The sequence below is a fragment of the Erythrobacter sanguineus genome (genome assembly GCF_900143235.1).
Lineage (GTDB): Bacteria > Pseudomonadota > Alphaproteobacteria > Sphingomonadales > Sphingomonadaceae > Erythrobacter > Erythrobacter sanguineus.
This window is the reverse complement of the sequence record NZ_FRDF01000007.1, coordinates 120,820-137,505: the sequence shown is the minus strand read 5'-3', so window position 1 is coordinate 137,505 and position 16,686 is coordinate 120,820. Positions and strand designations below refer to the sequence as shown.

Here is a 16,686-nt window from a genome sequence, read left to right as displayed (position 1 = left end):
TCCGTCAGGCAGCCGTCATGGTCAGCGCGCCGTCACCCTCATCAATATGCAGCGTCGCGCCGTCGGGCAGTTCGCCCTCCAGCAGCATCTCGGCGAGCGGGTCCTGCAAGTAACGCTGCACCGCGCGTTTCAGCGGGCGTGCACCGTAGACCGGATCATAGCCCACCCGCCCAAGCCAGCGCAGCGCCGCATCGGTCAGGTCGATCGTGATCTTGCGGTCCGCGAGCAGTTTCTGCACCCGCTTCACCTGGATCGCGACAATCGGCGCCATGTGTTCCTGTCCAAGCCGGTGGAACAGGATGATCTCGTCCAGCCGGTTGAGGAATTCGGGGCGGAAATGCCCGCGCACCACGTCCATCACGTCCTTTTCCACCGTCGCCGGTTCGGCCCCGTCGGGCAGGTTAGCGAGATACTGGCTGCCGAGGTTTGATGTGAGGATGATCAGCGTGTTGCTGAAATCCACCACCCGGCCCTGCCCATCGGTCAGCCGCCCATCGTCAAGTACCTGCAGCAGCACGTTGAAGACGTCAGAGTGCGCTTTCTCGACCTCGTCGAACAACACCACCTGATAGGGGCGGCGGCGCACGGCTTCGGTCAGCACCCCGCCTTCTTCATAGCCGACATAGCCCGGCGGCGCGCCGATCAGCCGGGCGACCGCGTGCTTTTCCATGAATTCGCTCATGTCGATGCGCACCATCGCGCTGTCATCATCGAACAGGAACCCGGCCAGCGCCTTGGTCAGTTCGGTCTTGCCGACACCCGTGGGGCCAAGGAACAGGAAACTGCCCAAGGGCCGCCCCGGATCCTGCAATCCGGCCCGCGCACGGCGCACCGCCTTGGACACGGCCTCGACCGCTTGTGTCTGGCCGATCACGCGCTTGCCGATGATGGCTTCCATCTGAAGCAGCTTTTCGCGCTCGCCCTCCATCATCTTGTCGACCGGCACACCGGTCCAGCGGCTAACGACGCCAGCGATGTCCTCTTCGGTCACCTCCTCGCGCAGTAGCGCGTTCTCGCTGTGGCTCTCGGCCTCGGCGAGCTGTTTTTCGAGCGCGGGGATGGTGCCGTAGGAAAGCTCCCCCGCCTTGGCGAGATCACCGGTGCGTTGGGCCTGTTCAAGCTCCAGCCGGGCAGCGTCGAGCCCTTCCTTGATCTTGCCTTCAGCCTCGATCTTGTCGCGCTCGTTCTGCCAGCGGGTGGTGAGTTCGCTCGATTGCTGTTCAAGGTTCGCCAGTTCTTCGCGCAACGCGACCAGCCGATCCTTCGAGGCCTGATCGGTCTCTTTCTGGAGCGCCTGTTCCTCGATCTTCAGCTGGATGATGCGCCGGTCAAGCGCCTCGATCTCCTCGGGCTTGGACTCCACCTCCATACGAATGCGCGACGCCGCCTCGTCCATCAGGTCGATCGCCTTGTCAGGCAGGAAGCGGTTCTGAATGTAACGGTCAGACAGCTTCGCGGCGGCCACAATCGCGCCGTCGGTGATGCGCACGCCGTGGTGCAGCTCGTACTTGTCCTTGATCCCGCGCAGGATGCTGATCGTATCCTCGACCGTCGGCTCGTCGATATAGACCGACTGGAAACGGCGTTGGAGCGCCGGGTCCTTCTCGACGTATTTCTGGTATTCATCCAGCGTGGTCGCGCCGATGCAGTGCAATTCGCCGCGCGACAGGGCGGGCTTGAGCAGGTTCGAGGCATCCATCGAACCTTCCGAAGCGCCCGCGCCGATCAGGGTGTGCATCTCGTCGATGAACAGGATGATCTGACCATCCGCATTCTTCACCTCGTCGAGCACGCTCTTCAGCCGTTCCTCGAATTCGCCGCGATATCTCGCGCCCGCGATCAGCGAGCCCATGTCGAGCGACATGAGCGTGCGGCCTTTTAGGCTGTCAGGCACGTCGCCATTGGCGATGCGCAGCGCGAGCCCTTCCGCGATGGCGGTCTTGCCGGTGCCGGGTTCGCCGATCAGCGCGGGGTTGTTCTTGGTGCGCCGGGCGAGGATCTGGATCGTGCGGCGGATTTCCTCGTCGCGGCCGATCACCGGATCCAGCTTGCCGTCGCGCGCCGCCTGCGTCAGGTCGCGGGCGAATTTTTCCATCGCGTCATAGGTGCTTTCGGCGCTGGCGCTGTCGGCGCGCTTGCCGCCGCGCAGTTGCTCGATCGCGGCATTGAGCGATTGCGGCGTGATGCTGGCGGATTTGAGCGCCTCGCCCGCCGCGCCCTGCGACAGCGCAAGCGCGACCAGCAGGCGCTCCACCGTAACGTAGCTATCGCCCGCCTTGTCGGCAATCTGCTCGGCAGAATCGAGCACCCGGACCGCGTCATTATCGAGCCCCGGGGTTGCCTGCGCACCGCTGCCGGTGACTGCCGGAACCTTGCCCAACCCTTCATCAACAGCCGCCACCGCCAGCGCAGGCGTGCCGCCCGCGCGCTGGATCAGCCCTGCGGCCATGCCCTCGCTATCTTCAAGCAGCGCCTTCAGCAGGTGCAACGGCGTGATCCGCTGGTGGTTCATGCGGATCGCCACGGTCTGCGCGCTTTGCAGAAACCCCTTTGCCCGGTCGGTGAATTTTTCGAGATTCATCTGGTCAAACCCCTCAATCAAACTTCTGCACCGAGGTAGTGTTGCAATTTGGCAACACAAGTCCCGGCCCGCAAATTTCGCTCCTGAGCCCTGTGCAATAGTTGGGATGCCCTGCGGCCAAGGCAAGGGGTCTTGTGCCACTAATACACCTGCCTGCCCTCCCTTGACCTCGTGACGCCGCCAAGCGATGGAGCCGTCAAGCGATTTGGGAGAGAAATCGGCATGAAATGGGTCAAGGGCGGCGCCATCGCGCTGGCGGCGGTTGTGGTGCTGGCATTCACGGTGCTCGCCACGTGGGAGCCGTTTTTTGCCAGCGCGGCCAATCCGGCTTCAGGCCGGGTCTACAAGGCCGAAATCATCCGCGACGAATTCGGGGTGCCGCATATCTACGGGCCAACCGATGCCGACACCGCCTTCGGGGTCGCGATCGCCCATGCCGAAGATGACTTCTTCACTCTGCAGGACGTGGTTGCGATGAGCCGCGGGCGCTATGGCGCGATCGCGGGCGAGGACGGGGCGAAGGTGGATTACGTCTACCACCTGATCGACGCGCGCGGCACGGCCGAGGCCAAGTATCCCAAACTGCCCGAGGACACCCGCGCCCTGTTCGAAGCCTATGCCGCCGGCCTCAACCACTATGCCGAAGCGCATCCGGACGAGTTGAAACTGGGCAACCTGTTCCCGGTCAGCGGGATGGATGTGGCCGCCGGATTTGCGCTGCGCCAGCCGTTCTTCTTCGGGCTGGATTCGGTCATCGGCCCGCTGGTGGCGGGCGAGGACCTGCGCCGCGAACACGGCCCGGACATCCCCGGCTTCCCGCGCCCGCCGCTGCCCGGCGCGCAGCCCGCCGAGGCAGCAACGCCCGCACCGCAGCAGGCGCGTGCACTGGTATTGCCGCTGGGCGAGGACGCGGAACACATGGGCTCCAACGCCTTTGCGGTCGCGCCCGAAAAATCCGGCGGGCCGACAACCCTGATTTCCAATTCGCACCAGCCGCTGCGCGGCGGGGTGGCGTGGTATGAACTGGTTGTGGAAAGCGGTGAAGGCTGGCATTTCGCCGGGGCGAATTTCCCCGGCTCGCCCTTCCCCTTCCTTGGCCATAACGAACATCTGGGCTGGACCAACACGGTCAACACGCCCGACATGATCGACATCTACCAGCTCGAACTGGATGATACCGGAACCCGTTACCGGCTCGATGGCGAATGGCGCGATCTGGACAGCGAATGGGTGACGCTGCCGGTCAGGCTCGGCCCGGTGGTGCTGCCGATCCGCCGCGAGGTGCTGCGGTCTGTCCACGGCCCGGTGATCCGCAACGACAAGGGCGCGTTTGCGGTGCGTTATGGCGGGATCGGTCGGCTCGAACAGCTCGATGCCTATTACCGCATCAACAAGGCGACGAGTTTCGATGAGTGGGAGGCGCAGATCGCGCGGCTGGCAATCCCTTCGACCAACTTCATCTATGCCGACAAGACCGGCACCATCGCCTATGTCTACAACGCCGCAATCCCCGACCGGCCCGAGGATGTGGCGGCGAACTGGCGATCAATCCTGCCGGGCGACCGCGTGGATCTGATCTGGGACGGCGCGGTCGAATATGCCGAACTGCCCAAGCTGGTGAACCCCGCGAGCGGATGGATCTACAATTCCAACAACGAACCCTTCACCGCCGCAGGCGCGGGCAGCGATCTGTCGCCCGATGATTTCTCGCCCGTGCTCGGTATCGAGCGCAAGCAGACCAACCGGTCGTGGCGCGCCTACAAGCTGTTGAGCGAGGCGAGCGTGCTCGACCGCGCGACGCTGGAGGCGATCAAGTACGACACCGGATATGAGCGCGAAGGCTATGTCGCGCGGCTGTTTGATGCGCTGGCAGCGATGGAAGCAGGCGGCAGCCTCGCCGAAGCGCGCGATCTGCTGCTGTCATGGGATTTCACCGCCGATGGGCAAGGCAAGGCCGATGCCATCGCGCTGCTGGTGATCCGCGATTTCATGTCGGCGGATTACGGCAACAAGCCGTTTCCGGACGTGAAGGAGAAGGTGGAGGCCGCCGCCGGGCACCTGATGACCCATTTCGGGCGGCTCGACCCGCCGATGGCCGATCTGCTGCGGCTGCGGCAGGGCGGCAGGGATCTGCCATTGGACGGCGGTTCCGACACGCTGCGCGCCTCAACCACATGGGACGTGGACGCGGACGGGCGATTGAGCCTCAAGCACGGCGACAGCTTCATCCAGTGGGTCGAATGGATGCCGGGCCAGCCGGTCGTCTCGCGTTCGATCCAGCCCTTTGGCGCGGCCACCACCCGGCCCGAAAGCCCGCATTACAACGACCAGATGCAATTGTTTGTCGAACACAAGCTGAAACCGGTCTGGTTCTGGCGTGATGATGTGCTGGCGAATGCGGGAACGCGCACGGCCGTGACCAACGCCCGCTGAGCACAAGTCCCGGTCCCGGCCCGGCGATTTCGCACGCGAACAGATACCGGCATGACCCGTCATTTGGCCGCGACGGGCCTTCCGGCGCTGGTGCTGGCACTTGCCCCGCCCTTCGCACCGGAGCGGGCGCGCGCGCTGCGGCCGGAAAGCGACCGGATGGGCTGCCTGCTGGGCGCGCAGCTGCGCACCGCAGCTTGAAATTCCTGGCCCGCCGATCGAATTGCGCGAACTGGAAGTCGAAAAAATAAGATCATGATAGCGCGCTTCCCTGACAAATCCCGGTTGAAGCACGCTGACATAAGTGTAAATAAAGCCAATCATTCGAGTGGCCGGGAGGGTCCTGCCACGCGCATTTCCAAGCCCGGGTCGCGTCATGATCCGGGTCCACACCAAGGAGTTGGACTATGTCTGTTGCAGGTACCTACAAGGCCGTCGTGAAAAGCCCGATGGGCGATCAGAACGGGACATTCACCGTGGTTCCGGGCGAAGGCGACAGCTTCACCGGCTCGCTGGTCGGCAGCCTTGGCTCGATGGACGTGGTCGATGGCACGATCGACGGCGATACGCTGACCTGGAAGATGAACATGACCGTGCCGATGCCGATGACGCTCGATTGCGAAGCGACCGTTGCTGGCGACCAGTTGACCGGCACTGTCAATGCCGGTGCATTCGGCGCGATGCCGCTGACCGGCCAGCGCGAAGGCTGATCGCCTTTTCCTGACAGGACACCGCAAGGGCCGCCGACGTTCGCGTTCGGCGGCCTTTTTGCGTTGGCGCGCGGGCGGTTGCCAGCCCAGCCCTGCACGGGCTACTCTGGCGTGTCTGGACAAGGGAGAGACGCAAGATGAAGCTTCACGTCATTCTTACCGGTGCCGCCGCGCTGGCGCTCACCGCCTGCAGCGGCAACACGGCCAGCGGCAACATCGCCGCCGAACAGGCCGCGCAGGAAGCAGCCAGCGCCCCTGCGGTAGAAGAAACGCCGGTCGCATCCACCTTCCCCGAAAGCGTCGGAGCCTTTGGTGATGGCTACCCCGAAGCCGGCGATCCGTGCCGCAATCTGGGCGAAACCGCTGCAACTTCGAACTATCTTGACGACAGCGCCATTCTCGCCGGCTGTCCCGACACCGCCTCGGCCGAGGCGCTGGGCGGCGAGATCGTGGATACCGTCGATGGCATCATCATGGTCATGGTGCCGCAGGGCGACACCATGGCCCCGCCAACCACGCTGGAAGGCGCCGCCCCGGAGGAATAGGCAATGCTGGCCAAGTCGCTGATTGCAGGGGTCGCCCTGCTGATGCTTGCTGCCTGCGCCACCACCCCTGAGCCCCATATGCTGACCGGCAGCACATGGAAGCTCACCGCGATGGACACCTCGGGCAGCACCACCACGCTGACCCCGGCGCTGCAGGCGCGGCACACGCTGTCCTTCAGCGACGAGGGCGCGCTTGTGCTGCAACTCGATTGCAACCGCGGGCGCGCCTCGTGGTCGGCGGGTCAGCCGCGAAACGGTGCCGGGGCGATCAATATCGGCCCGATCGCCAGCACCCGCGCCCTATGCCCGCAACCCAGCTTCGGCAACGAGATGGCAAGCGGACTGTCCGAGGCGCAGACCTATGCCCTGACGGTGGACCGGGGCGCGTTGGTGATCGAAACCGGCATGCTGCGCTTCACCTTTGCTGCGATGGAATAATCCGGCGGGACAGACTGGGCAAATGTTAGACTAAAGTCGCTCTCGCACTGGGCATCCCGCTCGCTTAGCCTTGCGGCATGATCGGGCGCTGTGCCGCGCGCCGTTCATGCCCAGGAGAGGGGGACGCAAGATGAACCAGCAAACGCCGAACGGCGAGGTTAAGGGCGAGATGAATGGCGGGGTCACAGGGCATGACGAGCCCGGCGAAGCCCCGCAGAGCCTGCCTGATATCAACCAGACCACCGCCGACGGCGAAACCAATCTGCGCGAAGACGCCTATTGGCACGAAAACCTGCGCCTGCTGGGCGTGCTGATGGCGATCTGGTTCGCTTGCTCCTTCGGCGCGGGCATCCTGTTTCGCGAATGGCTCGATCAGTTCATGCTCGGCGGTTACCCGCTCGGCTTCTGGTTCGCCCAGCAGGGTTCGATCTACGTCTTCATCGCGCTGATCTTCTTCTACGTCGTGCGCATGAAGCAGATCGAACACAAATATGATCTCGACGATTGAGGGGGCCGGACAATGGACACACAAACCCTGATCTACCTCTTCGTAGGGGTAAGCTTTGCGGTCTATAGCGGCATCGCCATCTGGAGCCGTGCGGGATCGACCAAGGAATTCTATGTCGCGGGCGGCGGGGTCAACCCGGTGGTCAACGGCATGGCGACCGCCGCCGACTGGATGAGCGCGGCGAGCTTTATCTCGATGGCCGGGATCATCGCCTTTGTCGGCTATGATGCGTCGGTCTACCTGATGGGCTGGACCGGCGGCTATGTGCTGCTGGCGCTGTTGCTCGCGCCATACCTGCGCAAGTTCGGCCAGTTCACCGTGCCCGATTTCATCGGCACGCGGTACTACAGCAAGGCGGCGCGCGTGGTGGCGGTGATCTGCCTGATCTTCATCAGCTTTACCTATATTGCCGGGCAGATGCGCGGGGTCGGGATCGTGTTTTCACGCTTTCTTGATGTCGACATCACCACCGGCGTGATCATCGGCATGGGCATCGTGTTCTTCTATTCGGTGCTCGGCGGGATGAAGGGCATCACCTATACCCAGGTGGCGCAGTTCTGCGTGCTGATCTTCGCCTATATGGTGCCGGCCTTCTTCCTCAGTTTCATGATCACCGGCAATCCGATCCCGCAGCTGGGTCTCGGTTCGACGGTGAATGACGGGTCGGGGCTGTATGTGCTGCAAAAGCTCGATCTGGTGCTGACCGATCTGGGCTTTGCAGAATACACCGCTGGCCAGAAAAGCATGGTCGATGTGTTCTGCATCACGCTGGCGCTGATGGTCGGCACGGCAGGCCTGCCGCACGTGATCGTGCGCTTTTTCACCGTGCCCAAGGCATCGGACGCGCGGCTGTCGGCGGGCTGGGCGCTGGTCTTCATCGCCCTGCTCTACACCACTGCGCCTGCGGTCGGCGCGTTCGCGCGGCTGAACTTCATCGATAACGTCAACGAGCAATCTTACAGCGAAGCCCCCGGCTGGTTCACCAACTGGGAACGCAATGACCTGATCGCCTTCAAGGACAAGAACGGCGACGGGGTGATGCAATACCGCAAGGGCGATGCCTTTGCCGGGAAACCCGAATTCACCGGCGAGACCGGCGCATCGGGCGAACGGGCGGTGGCCAACACCCCGGTCGCAGGCAATGCCAACGAGGTCTATGTCGATCAGGACATCATGGTGCTGGCCAACCCGGAAATCGGCAAGCTGCCGGGCTGGGTGATCGCGCTGGTGGCGGCAGGCGGTCTGGCGGCGGCGCTCTCCACCGCGGCGGGGCTGTTGCTGGTGATCTCCGCATCTGTCAGCCACGATCTGCTGAAACAGACCTTCCGGCCGAACATCTCGGAAAAGGGCGAATTGCGCGCGGCGCGGATCGCGGCGACGGCGGCGATCGTGATTGCGGGCTATCTCGGCATCTACCCGCCGGGCTGGGTCGCGCAGGTCGTGGCCTTTGCCTTCGGCCTTGCCGCAGGCAGCCTGTTCCCGGCGATCTTCATGGGCATCTTCTCCAAGCGCATGAACAAGGAAGGGGCCATAGCAGGCATGGTGTCGGGGCTGGCCTTCACCTTCGGCTATATCGTCTACTTCAAGCTGATCGCCGCGCCCGAAGCGAATGTGGCGGCCAACTGGCTGTTCGGGGTTTCGCCGGAAGGGATCGGGGTGATCGGGATGCTGATCAATTTCGGCATCGCCATCGCGGTGTCATCGGTCACGGCTGGCCCGCCCATCGAAGTGCGCAAGCTGGTCGATTCGATCCGCGTGCCGCGCGGCGCGGGTGAGGCTCACGTGCATTAAGGCCAGCGCGCCAAGATGCTGACGCATCACGCGCTGGAAATGCTCAGGCGCCGCACGGGCTTAACCAAGACTTGCACTGACACCCCTCGGGTCGCACCGGGGAAAGGGACGGCATCCGGCAACGGGTGCCGCCCCTTTGCATGTGCGGGTGCTTGCCAATTTGCCGGATTGGCGTAGTTTTTCGCCCGAGGGAGAGGACGGGACAATGATGCTGGGAGCCGCGATTGCAGCGGCGATTGTCTATCTGGGCGGGCTGTTCTGGCTGGCCGCGTGGCGCGACCGGACGCAAAGCCCCCGGCTGCTGCGCCATTCCGGAACCGTCTACGGCCTCAGCCTTGCGGTCTATTGCACCAGCTGGACCTTCTTTGGCGGGGTCGGAACGGCGGCGACCGGGGGGCTGGATTACCTGCCGATCTATCTTGGGCCAATTCTGGTCTTCACGCTGGGCTTTGGGCTGGTGCGCAAGATTCTGGCCCAGGCCAAGGCCCAGCATTCGACCTCGATCGCCGATTTCCTCTCGGCCCGCTATGGCAAGAGCGCGGGGCTGGCCGCGCTGGTCACGGTGATCGCGACGATCGGTGCGCTGCCGTACATGGCGCTGCAACTGGAATCGGTCGGGGCGGCGCTGATGACGCTGGATCCGACCTTGCGGGTTCAGCTGGCCGCCGATGAACTGGTGCTGCTGGTGACCGGGCTGATGGGGCTGTTCGCGATCCTGTTCGGATCGCGCCGCGCAGATCGCGCCGGGGACAACGCCGGTCTGGTGCTGACCATCGCGGTGGAGGCGGTGGTCAAGCTTGCCGCGCTTCTGGCGCTCGGCGCGCTGGCGGTCTGGCTGCTGCTGACCAGCGATGCGGTTGATCCGCCGGCCGCGCCCGCGCTGCTCGCGCCGGACCAGATCGACGCGCGCTTTGCCGTCCTCACCCTGATCGCCGCCGCCGCCGCGCTGTGCCTGCCGCGCCAGTTCCACATGAGCTTTATCGAAGCACCGGGCGAGCGCGCCAGCCCGGCGATGCAATGGGTGTTTCCGGCCTATCTTGCGCTGACAGCGCTGGTGATCGTGCCGATCGTGCTGGCGGGGCTGGCGCTGCTGCCTGCGGGGACCGATCCCGATACCATCGTGCTGGCCCTGCCGCTGGCGAGTGGGAATAATGCGCTCGCGCTGCTGGTGTTTCTTGGCGGCTTTTCGGCGGCGGCGGGGATGATCGTGGTCGCCAGCGTGGCGCTGTCGATCATGATCACCAATGATCTGATCGCGCCCTTGTTGCTGCGCCGCGCGCTTGCGGGGAAGGCCGATCGCAGCCGCATGCCTGCGCGCCTGCTGCTGATCCGGCGGGTGGTGATCGCGGCGCTACTGGCATGCGCTTTTGCGTTTTATCGCGGTTTTGCCGGGATCACCGATCTTGCAGGGCTCGGCACGCTGGCCTTTGCGGCTGCGGCGCAATTCGCGCCGGGACTGGTGCTCGGCATGATCAGCCAGCGCGGCAACCGGGCGGGGATGCTGACGGGGCTTGCAGCAGGGTTTGCGCTGTGGCTGGTGCTGCTGATCTGGCCCGCGGCCACCGGCAGCGCGCCCCCGGTCAGCATCCATGCCGATCCTCTGGTCTCGGGGGTGGTGATCAGCCTTGGGGTCAACGCATTCCTTTACTGGCTGGGCTCGTCCATCATCCGCCCATCGCTGCTCGATCAGGCGCAGGCCGCCGCCTTTGTCGGCACGCCGATGCCGGGCAGCATACCGCGCCGCACCACGGCCAAGCGGGTGGGCGATGTGCGCGTGCTGCTGACGCAATTCGTCGGACGCGAGCGCGCCGATGCCGCGCTGGCCGCCCTGCCCTTGCGCAATGGCGATCCGGCTGACGCAGCGGTGCTGGAACTGGCCGAGCGGATGATTTCGGGCGTGATCGGCACGTCTTCGGCGCGGATGCTGGTGGCATCATGGGCGGGCGGCGATCCGATCCCGCTGCCCGAAGTGGTCGCCATGTTCGGCGAGACCAATCGCCGCCTCAACTTCTCGGGCGAGCTGCTCCAGACCGCAATCGAAAGCATCGATCAGGGCGTGGCGCTGGTGGATGGCGAGATGCGGCTGGTGGCGTGGAACAGCCGTTACCAGCAATTGTTCGATCTGCCCGACCATCTGGTGCAGGTCGGCACGCCAATTGCCGATCTGATCCGCTTCAACCTCGAACGCGGTCACGCTTCAGAAGCCGAGATCGCCGAACAGGTGGCGCGGCGACTAGATCACATGCGCGCCGGAACCGAACACCGGATGGAGCGCGAACAGTTCGATGGCCGGGTGCTGCGCATCGTCGGCGCGCCGACGCCGGGGGGCGGCTATACCACCTCCTATACCGACATCACCGCCGATCGCCGCGCCGAACAGGCGCTGGAGGAAAAGGTCGCGACACGCACCCGCCAGCTGAGCGCCGCGAACGCGGCTCTGGCGCAGGCGACCCGGTCGAAAACCCGGTTTCTGGCCGCGGCCAGTCATGACCTGATCCAGCCGCTCAACGCCGCCCGCCTGTTCGCTTCGGCGCTGGGAGAGGAAGTCGCCGGACGGCCGCAGCTGGAACGGCTGGTGGCTGATCTGGATGGTTCGATCATTGCGGCAGACCGGCTGATCCGCGCGCTGCTCGACATCTCCAAGCTCGACAGCGGCGGGGTAGTGGCGGTGCCTGAACCGGTCGCGCTCGATCAGCTGTTCGAGGATGTGGCGCGCGAATTTGCGCTTCAGGCGCAGGCCATGGGCTTGCGCCTGCGACGGGTGCGGACCAGCGCCTGGGTGATGGCAGACCGCGCGCTGCTGACCAGCGTGGTGCGCAATCTGGTGAGCAACGCTGTGCGCTATACCGCCAGCGGCGGCGTGCTGATCGGGGTGCGGCGGCGCGGCGATGGCGTGCTGATCTGTGTCCACGACAGCGGGCGCGGGATTGCGGCGGGCGATATCGAGCGTATCTTCGGCGAATTCGAACGCGGCGTATCCAGCGACCGCGAGGGGCTTGGGCTTGGTCTGGCGATCGTGCGGCGGGCGGCGCGGCTGCTCGACATCGCAATCGAGACGACATCCGAGGTCGGGCGCGGCAGCCGCTTTGCCTTTGCCATGCCGGTGTTGCGACGCGAGCTGGCTCCGGCGAGGGCACCTGCCCCGGCGCGCGCGCCGGGACGGCTGGGCGAAGCGCGAGTGTTGGTGGTGGATAATGATGCCACCGCGCTGGCCGCCACGGCGGCGCTGCTCGGCAAGTGGGGGCTGACCGTCACCTGCGCAGCAAGCGGCGCGGAGGCGGCAGCGGCGACGCCCCATGCCCCGGATATCGCAATCATGGACTTTCGGCTTGACGGGGCAGAACGCGGCGATGCCGCCTATGCGATGCTGTGCGAGGCCTGGCGGGCCAGCCCGCCGGTGATCCTGCTCACGGCAGAAGCTTCCGACGAAACAGAAGCGGCAGCGGCGCGGATGGGGGCCAATCGCCTGCTCAAGCCATCATCGCCCGCGGCCCTGCGCGCGCTGATCGCGACCTGTCTGGCGCAGAGCCGTGCGGCGAACGGTCAGGCCGTGCCGGAATCGGCCACCGGCTGATCAACGTCGAGCTTTGCCGCCAGCAGCACCGCCTGGGTGCGGCTGTTCACCCCCAGCTTGCGCAGGATCGCGGTGATATGCGCCTTCACCGTTGCCTCGCTGATGGTCAGTTCATAGGCGATCTGCTTGTTCAGCAAGCCCTGCCGGATGCCGGCAAGGATGCGCCGCTGCGCCGGGGTCAGGCTGGCGATGCGGGCGAGATCATCGTCCGTACTCTCGCCCGTTTCGGGGAACCACCCGTCCCCGTCGCGCACCGCGCTCAGCCCTTCGCGCATGGCATCGAGACTGGATGATTTGGGGATGAACCCCGCCGCCCCCAGCTGCGCCGCAGCCGCGGCAACGCGCGGTTCTTCGCTGGCGGAGACGATCACGATCGGCAGCGCGGGATAATCCTGCCGCAGGTCCATCAGCACACTGAGGCCGGTCGAATCCGCCATGTGCAGATCAAGCAGCAGCGCCTCTGCTTGCCTGCCATCTTCCCCCGCCTGCAAGGCTGCACGCGCATCGGCGGCACTGCTTGCCTCGATGATCGCCGCCGCCGGCCAGACCTTGCCGACCGCATGGGCCAGCGCGCTGCGGAACAGCGGGTGATCATCAGCAATGATGACGCGCCCCGTCATGGCCTCAGCGGTTCTGCCGCCCTTCGATCAGCCGGTCGACCAGCGAAGGATCGGCCAGCGTTGAGGTATCGCCCAGCGCGCCGAATTCGTTCTCGGCGATCTTGCGCAGGATCCGGCGCATAATCTTGCCCGAGCGGGTCTTGGGCAGGCCATCGGTGAAGTGGATGATATCGGGCGTGGCAATCGGTCCGATTTCCTTGCGCACATGGGTCTTCAGTTCGGCCAGCAGCGCGCCTGATCCTTCCTCACCGGCGTTCAGGGTGACATAGCAATAGATGCCCTGCCCCTTGATATCATGCGGGTATCCGACAACCGCGGCCTCGGCCACCTTGGGGTGGAGCACCAATGCGCTTTCGACTTCGGCCGTGCCCATGCGGTGGCCCGAAACGTTGATGACATCATCGACGCGGCCCGTGATCCAGTAATATCCGTCCGCGTCGCGCTTGCACCCGTCGCCGGTGAAATATTTGCCGGTATAGGTGCTGAAATAGGTCTGCACGAAGCGGTCATGATCGCCGTAAACCGTGCGCGCCTGCCCCGGCCAGCTGTGGGTGATGCACAGATTGCCCTCGGCCACGCCGTCGAGCACTTGTCCCTCATGATCGACCAGTTGCGGGCGGATGCCGAAGAACGGCAGGCCCGCGCTGCCCGGCTTCATGTCGTGGGCGCCGGGCAGGGTGGTGATCATGCAGCCTCCGGTTTCGGTTTGCCACCAGGTGTCGATGATCGGGCAGCGGCCCTTGCCCACCACGTCGAAATACCAGCGCCAGGCTTCCGGATTGATCGGCTCCCCGACGCTGCCCAGCAGGCGCAGCGAAGCGCGGCTGCGGCTGGTCACGTGATCATCGCCTTCGCGCATCAGGGCGCGGATGGCGGTGGGCGCGGTGTAGATGATGTTGACCTGATGCTTGTCCACCACGTCCCAGAACCGCCCGTGATCGGGGTAATTGGGCACGCCTTCGAACACCACCGCAGTCGCCGCGTTCATCAGCGGGCCGTAGACGACATAGGAATGCCCCGTCACCCAGCCGATATCGGCGGTGCACCAGAACACTTCGCCCGGTTGGTAGTCGAAAATGTAGTGAAAGGTCGTTGCCGTCCACACGCCGTAACCGCCGGTGGTGTGGAGCACCCCCTTGGGCTTGCCGGTCGAACCGGAGGTGTAGAGGATGAACAGCGGGTCTTCCGCGTCCATCACCTCGCAGGGGCAATCATCATCGCTGGCAAGATCGGCCAGCCAGTGGTCGCGGCCTTCCTGCATCGCAATGTCGCCGCCAGTGTGGCGCACCACCAGCACCCCGTCGACCGGCGTCGCATGGGCGGCAAGGCCCAGCGCCGCATCGACATTGGCTTTCAGCGGCACGCGCTTGCCGCCGCGCAGGCCTTCGTCGGCGGTGATGACGAAGCGGCTGCCGCAATCCTCGATCCGGCCAGCCAGCGCCTCGGGCGAGAAGCCGCCGAACACCACCGAATGCACCGCGCCCAGACGCGCGCAGGCGAGCATCGCGGTGACCCCTTCAAGGATCATCGGCATGTAGATCGTGACCCGGTCGCCCTTCCTGACCCCCAGCGCCTTGAGCGCGTTGGCCATGCGGACGACTTCACGGTGAAGTTCGCCATAGGTCAGGCTGCGGCTGGGGGTGGCCGGATCGTCAGGCTCGAAAATCAGCGCCGTGCGGTCGGCGTGTTCGGGCAGGTGCCGGTCCACCGCATTGTGGCACAGGTTGAGCGTGCCGTCCTCGAACCAGCTGATGCCGACCGGATCATAGGCCCATTCGCCGCCCTGCGTGGGCGCCTTGAACCAATCGAGCCGCTGCGCCTGTTCCAGCCAGAAGGCATCGGACGCCTCGATCGAGCGGCGATACATCTTGGCATATTGCTCGGGCAGGCAATGGGTTTCGGTGTGGGCCTGCGGCCGCTGGACGGCGTGGATCATGACGACTCTCCCTCGTTCGCCTGCGTCTTACACGAGGCTACACGCCCTGCGCCCTCAGACAAAGGTCTTACGACCATCGGCTAATTGTGCACCGGCCCGCGCCCCAGCCATTGTGGCCCGCACAAGAAACGACGGGAGGGGTTTGATGGAGCAGTTGCGCGCAGGTGGCGCGGTGCGGGCGGCATTGCTCGCGGCAACCGCCTTGTCGGCCAGCCCGGCCCTGGCGCAGGATGCCAGCGTGGAGGCCCGTATCGAACGGCTGGAGCAGCTGGTCGAAGGGCTGATCGAACGGCTGGATGCCGAGGCGGGCAATCATTCGGCGCAGGACAACGCCATGCGCGCCCAGCAGGCCGAAATGCGCGACCAGAGCGCCGCATTGCTGGCTGCCACGCGGGATCTCAAGGATCGTCAGGCCGAACTCGCCCAGCAGATCGCCGTGCCCAAGGCGCAGGAAGACAAGGGCTTCCGCGTCGGCAACACTACCGTTGCCTATGCCGGCTACGTCAAGGTCGATGCCATCGCGCAAGCCACCAGCGGCGGGCAATTGCCAAGCGGCAGCCTGCTGCGCGACTTCCTGATCCCCGGCCTGATCCCGGTCGGCGGGAAGGCTTCGGGTTACGACACCGACTTCAGCGCCCGCCAGACGCGCTTCATCCTGAAAACCGCGACCGATGTCGGGCCAGAACACAAGCTCAATTCGCATATCGAGCTGGATTTCATGGTTACCGAAGGCGGCGATGAACGGGTCAGCAATTCTTACGTCCCGCGCATGCGGCAGGCGTTCATCACCTATGATAACTGGCTGTTCGGGCAGGCATGGTCGACCTTCCAGAATGTCGGCGCACTGCCCGACAGCCTCGATTTCATCGGCCCCACGCCGGGCACGGTGTTCGCCCGCCAGCCGATGGTGCGGTGGAGCAAGAACGGCTGGCAGATCGCCGCCGAACAATCCGAAACCGTGGTGACATCGCGCACGGGCGGGCGGGTGATTACCGGCGATGATACCATCCCCGATATCGTGGTGCGGTATGATCACAGGCGCGACTGGGGCACGCTGACCGCGGCGGCAATCGGACGCAAGCTGACGATGTCTGACGATGATTTCGGCAATGCCGATGATGCGCTGGGATATGGCCTCAGCCTGTCGGGCAAGGTCAGGGTGGGCGCGCGCGACGACATCCGTTTCATGGCCACCGCGGGCGATGGTCTGGGGCGCTATATCGGGGTCAACATCGTCAATGACGCAGCCGTGGATGAAAGCGGCAATCTTGATCCGATCTTAACCTGGTCAGGCTTTGCCGCCTACCAGCACTGGTGGGGCAAGCGCCTGCGCTCGGTCGTGTCGGGGGCCTATTTCAAGGCCGATAACCCGGTGATGCTGACCACCAATCAGGTCACAGACGAAAGCTGGAGCGGGTTGGCGAACCTCATCTGGACCCCCGTCGACCCGCTCGATATCGGCATTGAGCTGATGTATGCGCAGCGCACGCTTGAAGATGGCCGGTCGGGCGATCTCAGGCGCCTGATGCTCTCCACCCGCTACAACTTCTGAT

Annotated in this window: 12 protein-coding genes; 9 read left to right on the top strand and 3 right to left on the bottom strand. The window is 65.0% G+C overall.

The window, feature by feature from the left end:
* Positions 1-4: 4 nt before the first annotated feature.
* A complete protein-coding gene (gene clpB / locus BUA05_RS07355; RefSeq protein ID WP_072674063.1) occupies positions 5-2,581 on the bottom strand; it encodes an ATP-dependent chaperone ClpB in 2,577 nt (858 codons plus the stop codon).
* Positions 2,582-2,803: 222 nt separating this feature from the next.
* On the opposite strand from clpB, the gene BUA05_RS07350 reads away from it, so the two are divergent.
* The 8 genes from BUA05_RS07350 (at position 2,804) to BUA05_RS07320 (ending at position 12,577) form a co-directional block, all read left to right on the top strand.
* Positions 2,804-5,014 carry an acylase gene (locus BUA05_RS07350; RefSeq protein WP_084662520.1) on the top strand — a complete coding sequence of 737 codons (2,211 nt, stop codon included), beginning with the start codon at positions 2,804-2,806 and terminating at the stop codon, positions 5,012-5,014.
* Between the two features lie 51 nt (positions 5,015-5,065).
* Positions 5,066-5,212 (top strand): hypothetical protein, encoded by a 147-nt coding sequence (locus BUA05_RS14745; RefSeq protein WP_158093670.1) that lies wholly within the window; start codon positions 5,066-5,068, stop codon positions 5,210-5,212.
* Positions 5,213-5,418: 206 nt separating this feature from the next.
* Positions 5,419-5,721, top strand: a complete 303-nt coding sequence (locus BUA05_RS07345; protein ID WP_072674008.1) for a hypothetical protein — start codon at positions 5,419-5,421, stop codon at positions 5,719-5,721.
* A 137-nt stretch (positions 5,722-5,858) separates the two neighbouring features.
* Positions 5,859-6,266, top strand: a complete 408-nt coding sequence (locus BUA05_RS07340; protein WP_072674007.1) for a hypothetical protein — start codon at positions 5,859-5,861, stop codon at positions 6,264-6,266.
* 3 nt (positions 6,267-6,269) lie between these two features.
* A complete protein-coding gene (locus BUA05_RS07335) occupies positions 6,270-6,704 on the top strand; it encodes an META domain-containing protein (RefSeq protein WP_072674006.1) in 435 nt (144 codons plus the stop codon).
* A gap of 130 nt (positions 6,705-6,834) precedes the next feature.
* Positions 6,835-7,212 carry a DUF4212 domain-containing protein gene (locus BUA05_RS07330; RefSeq protein ID WP_245790125.1) on the top strand — a complete coding sequence of 126 codons (378 nt, stop codon included), beginning with the start codon at positions 6,835-6,837 and terminating at the stop codon, positions 7,210-7,212.
* A gap of 12 nt (positions 7,213-7,224) precedes the next feature.
* The gene (locus tag BUA05_RS07325) at positions 7,225-9,003 is read left to right on the top strand and encodes a sodium:solute symporter family protein (protein ID WP_072674005.1); all 1,779 of its coding nucleotides are present in this window, start codon (positions 7,225-7,227) and stop codon (positions 9,001-9,003) included.
* Positions 9,004-9,208: 205 nt separating this feature from the next.
* Positions 9,209-12,577, top strand: a complete 3,369-nt coding sequence (locus tag BUA05_RS07320) for a PAS-domain containing protein (protein ID WP_072674004.1) — start codon at positions 9,209-9,211, stop codon at positions 12,575-12,577.
* Here BUA05_RS07320 and BUA05_RS07315 read toward each other — a convergent pair.
* Positions 12,547-13,197: a response regulator transcription factor gene (locus tag BUA05_RS07315; protein ID WP_072674003.1), complete on the bottom strand. Its 651-nt coding sequence runs from the start codon at positions 13,195-13,197 to the stop codon at positions 12,547-12,549. The genes BUA05_RS07320 and BUA05_RS07315 overlap by 31 nt on opposite strands.
* A 4-nt stretch (positions 13,198-13,201) precedes the next feature.
* Positions 13,202-15,133 carry an acetate--CoA ligase gene (acs, locus tag BUA05_RS07310; protein WP_072674002.1) on the bottom strand — a complete coding sequence of 644 codons (1,932 nt, stop codon included), beginning with the start codon at positions 15,131-15,133 and terminating at the stop codon, positions 13,202-13,204.
* 145 nt (positions 15,134-15,278) lie between these two features.
* On the opposite strand from acs, the gene BUA05_RS07305 reads away from it, so the two are divergent.
* A complete protein-coding gene (locus BUA05_RS07305; RefSeq protein ID WP_072674001.1) occupies positions 15,279-16,685 on the top strand; it encodes a DcaP family trimeric outer membrane transporter in 1,407 nt (468 codons plus the stop codon).
* Position 16,686: the final 1 nt, after the last annotated feature.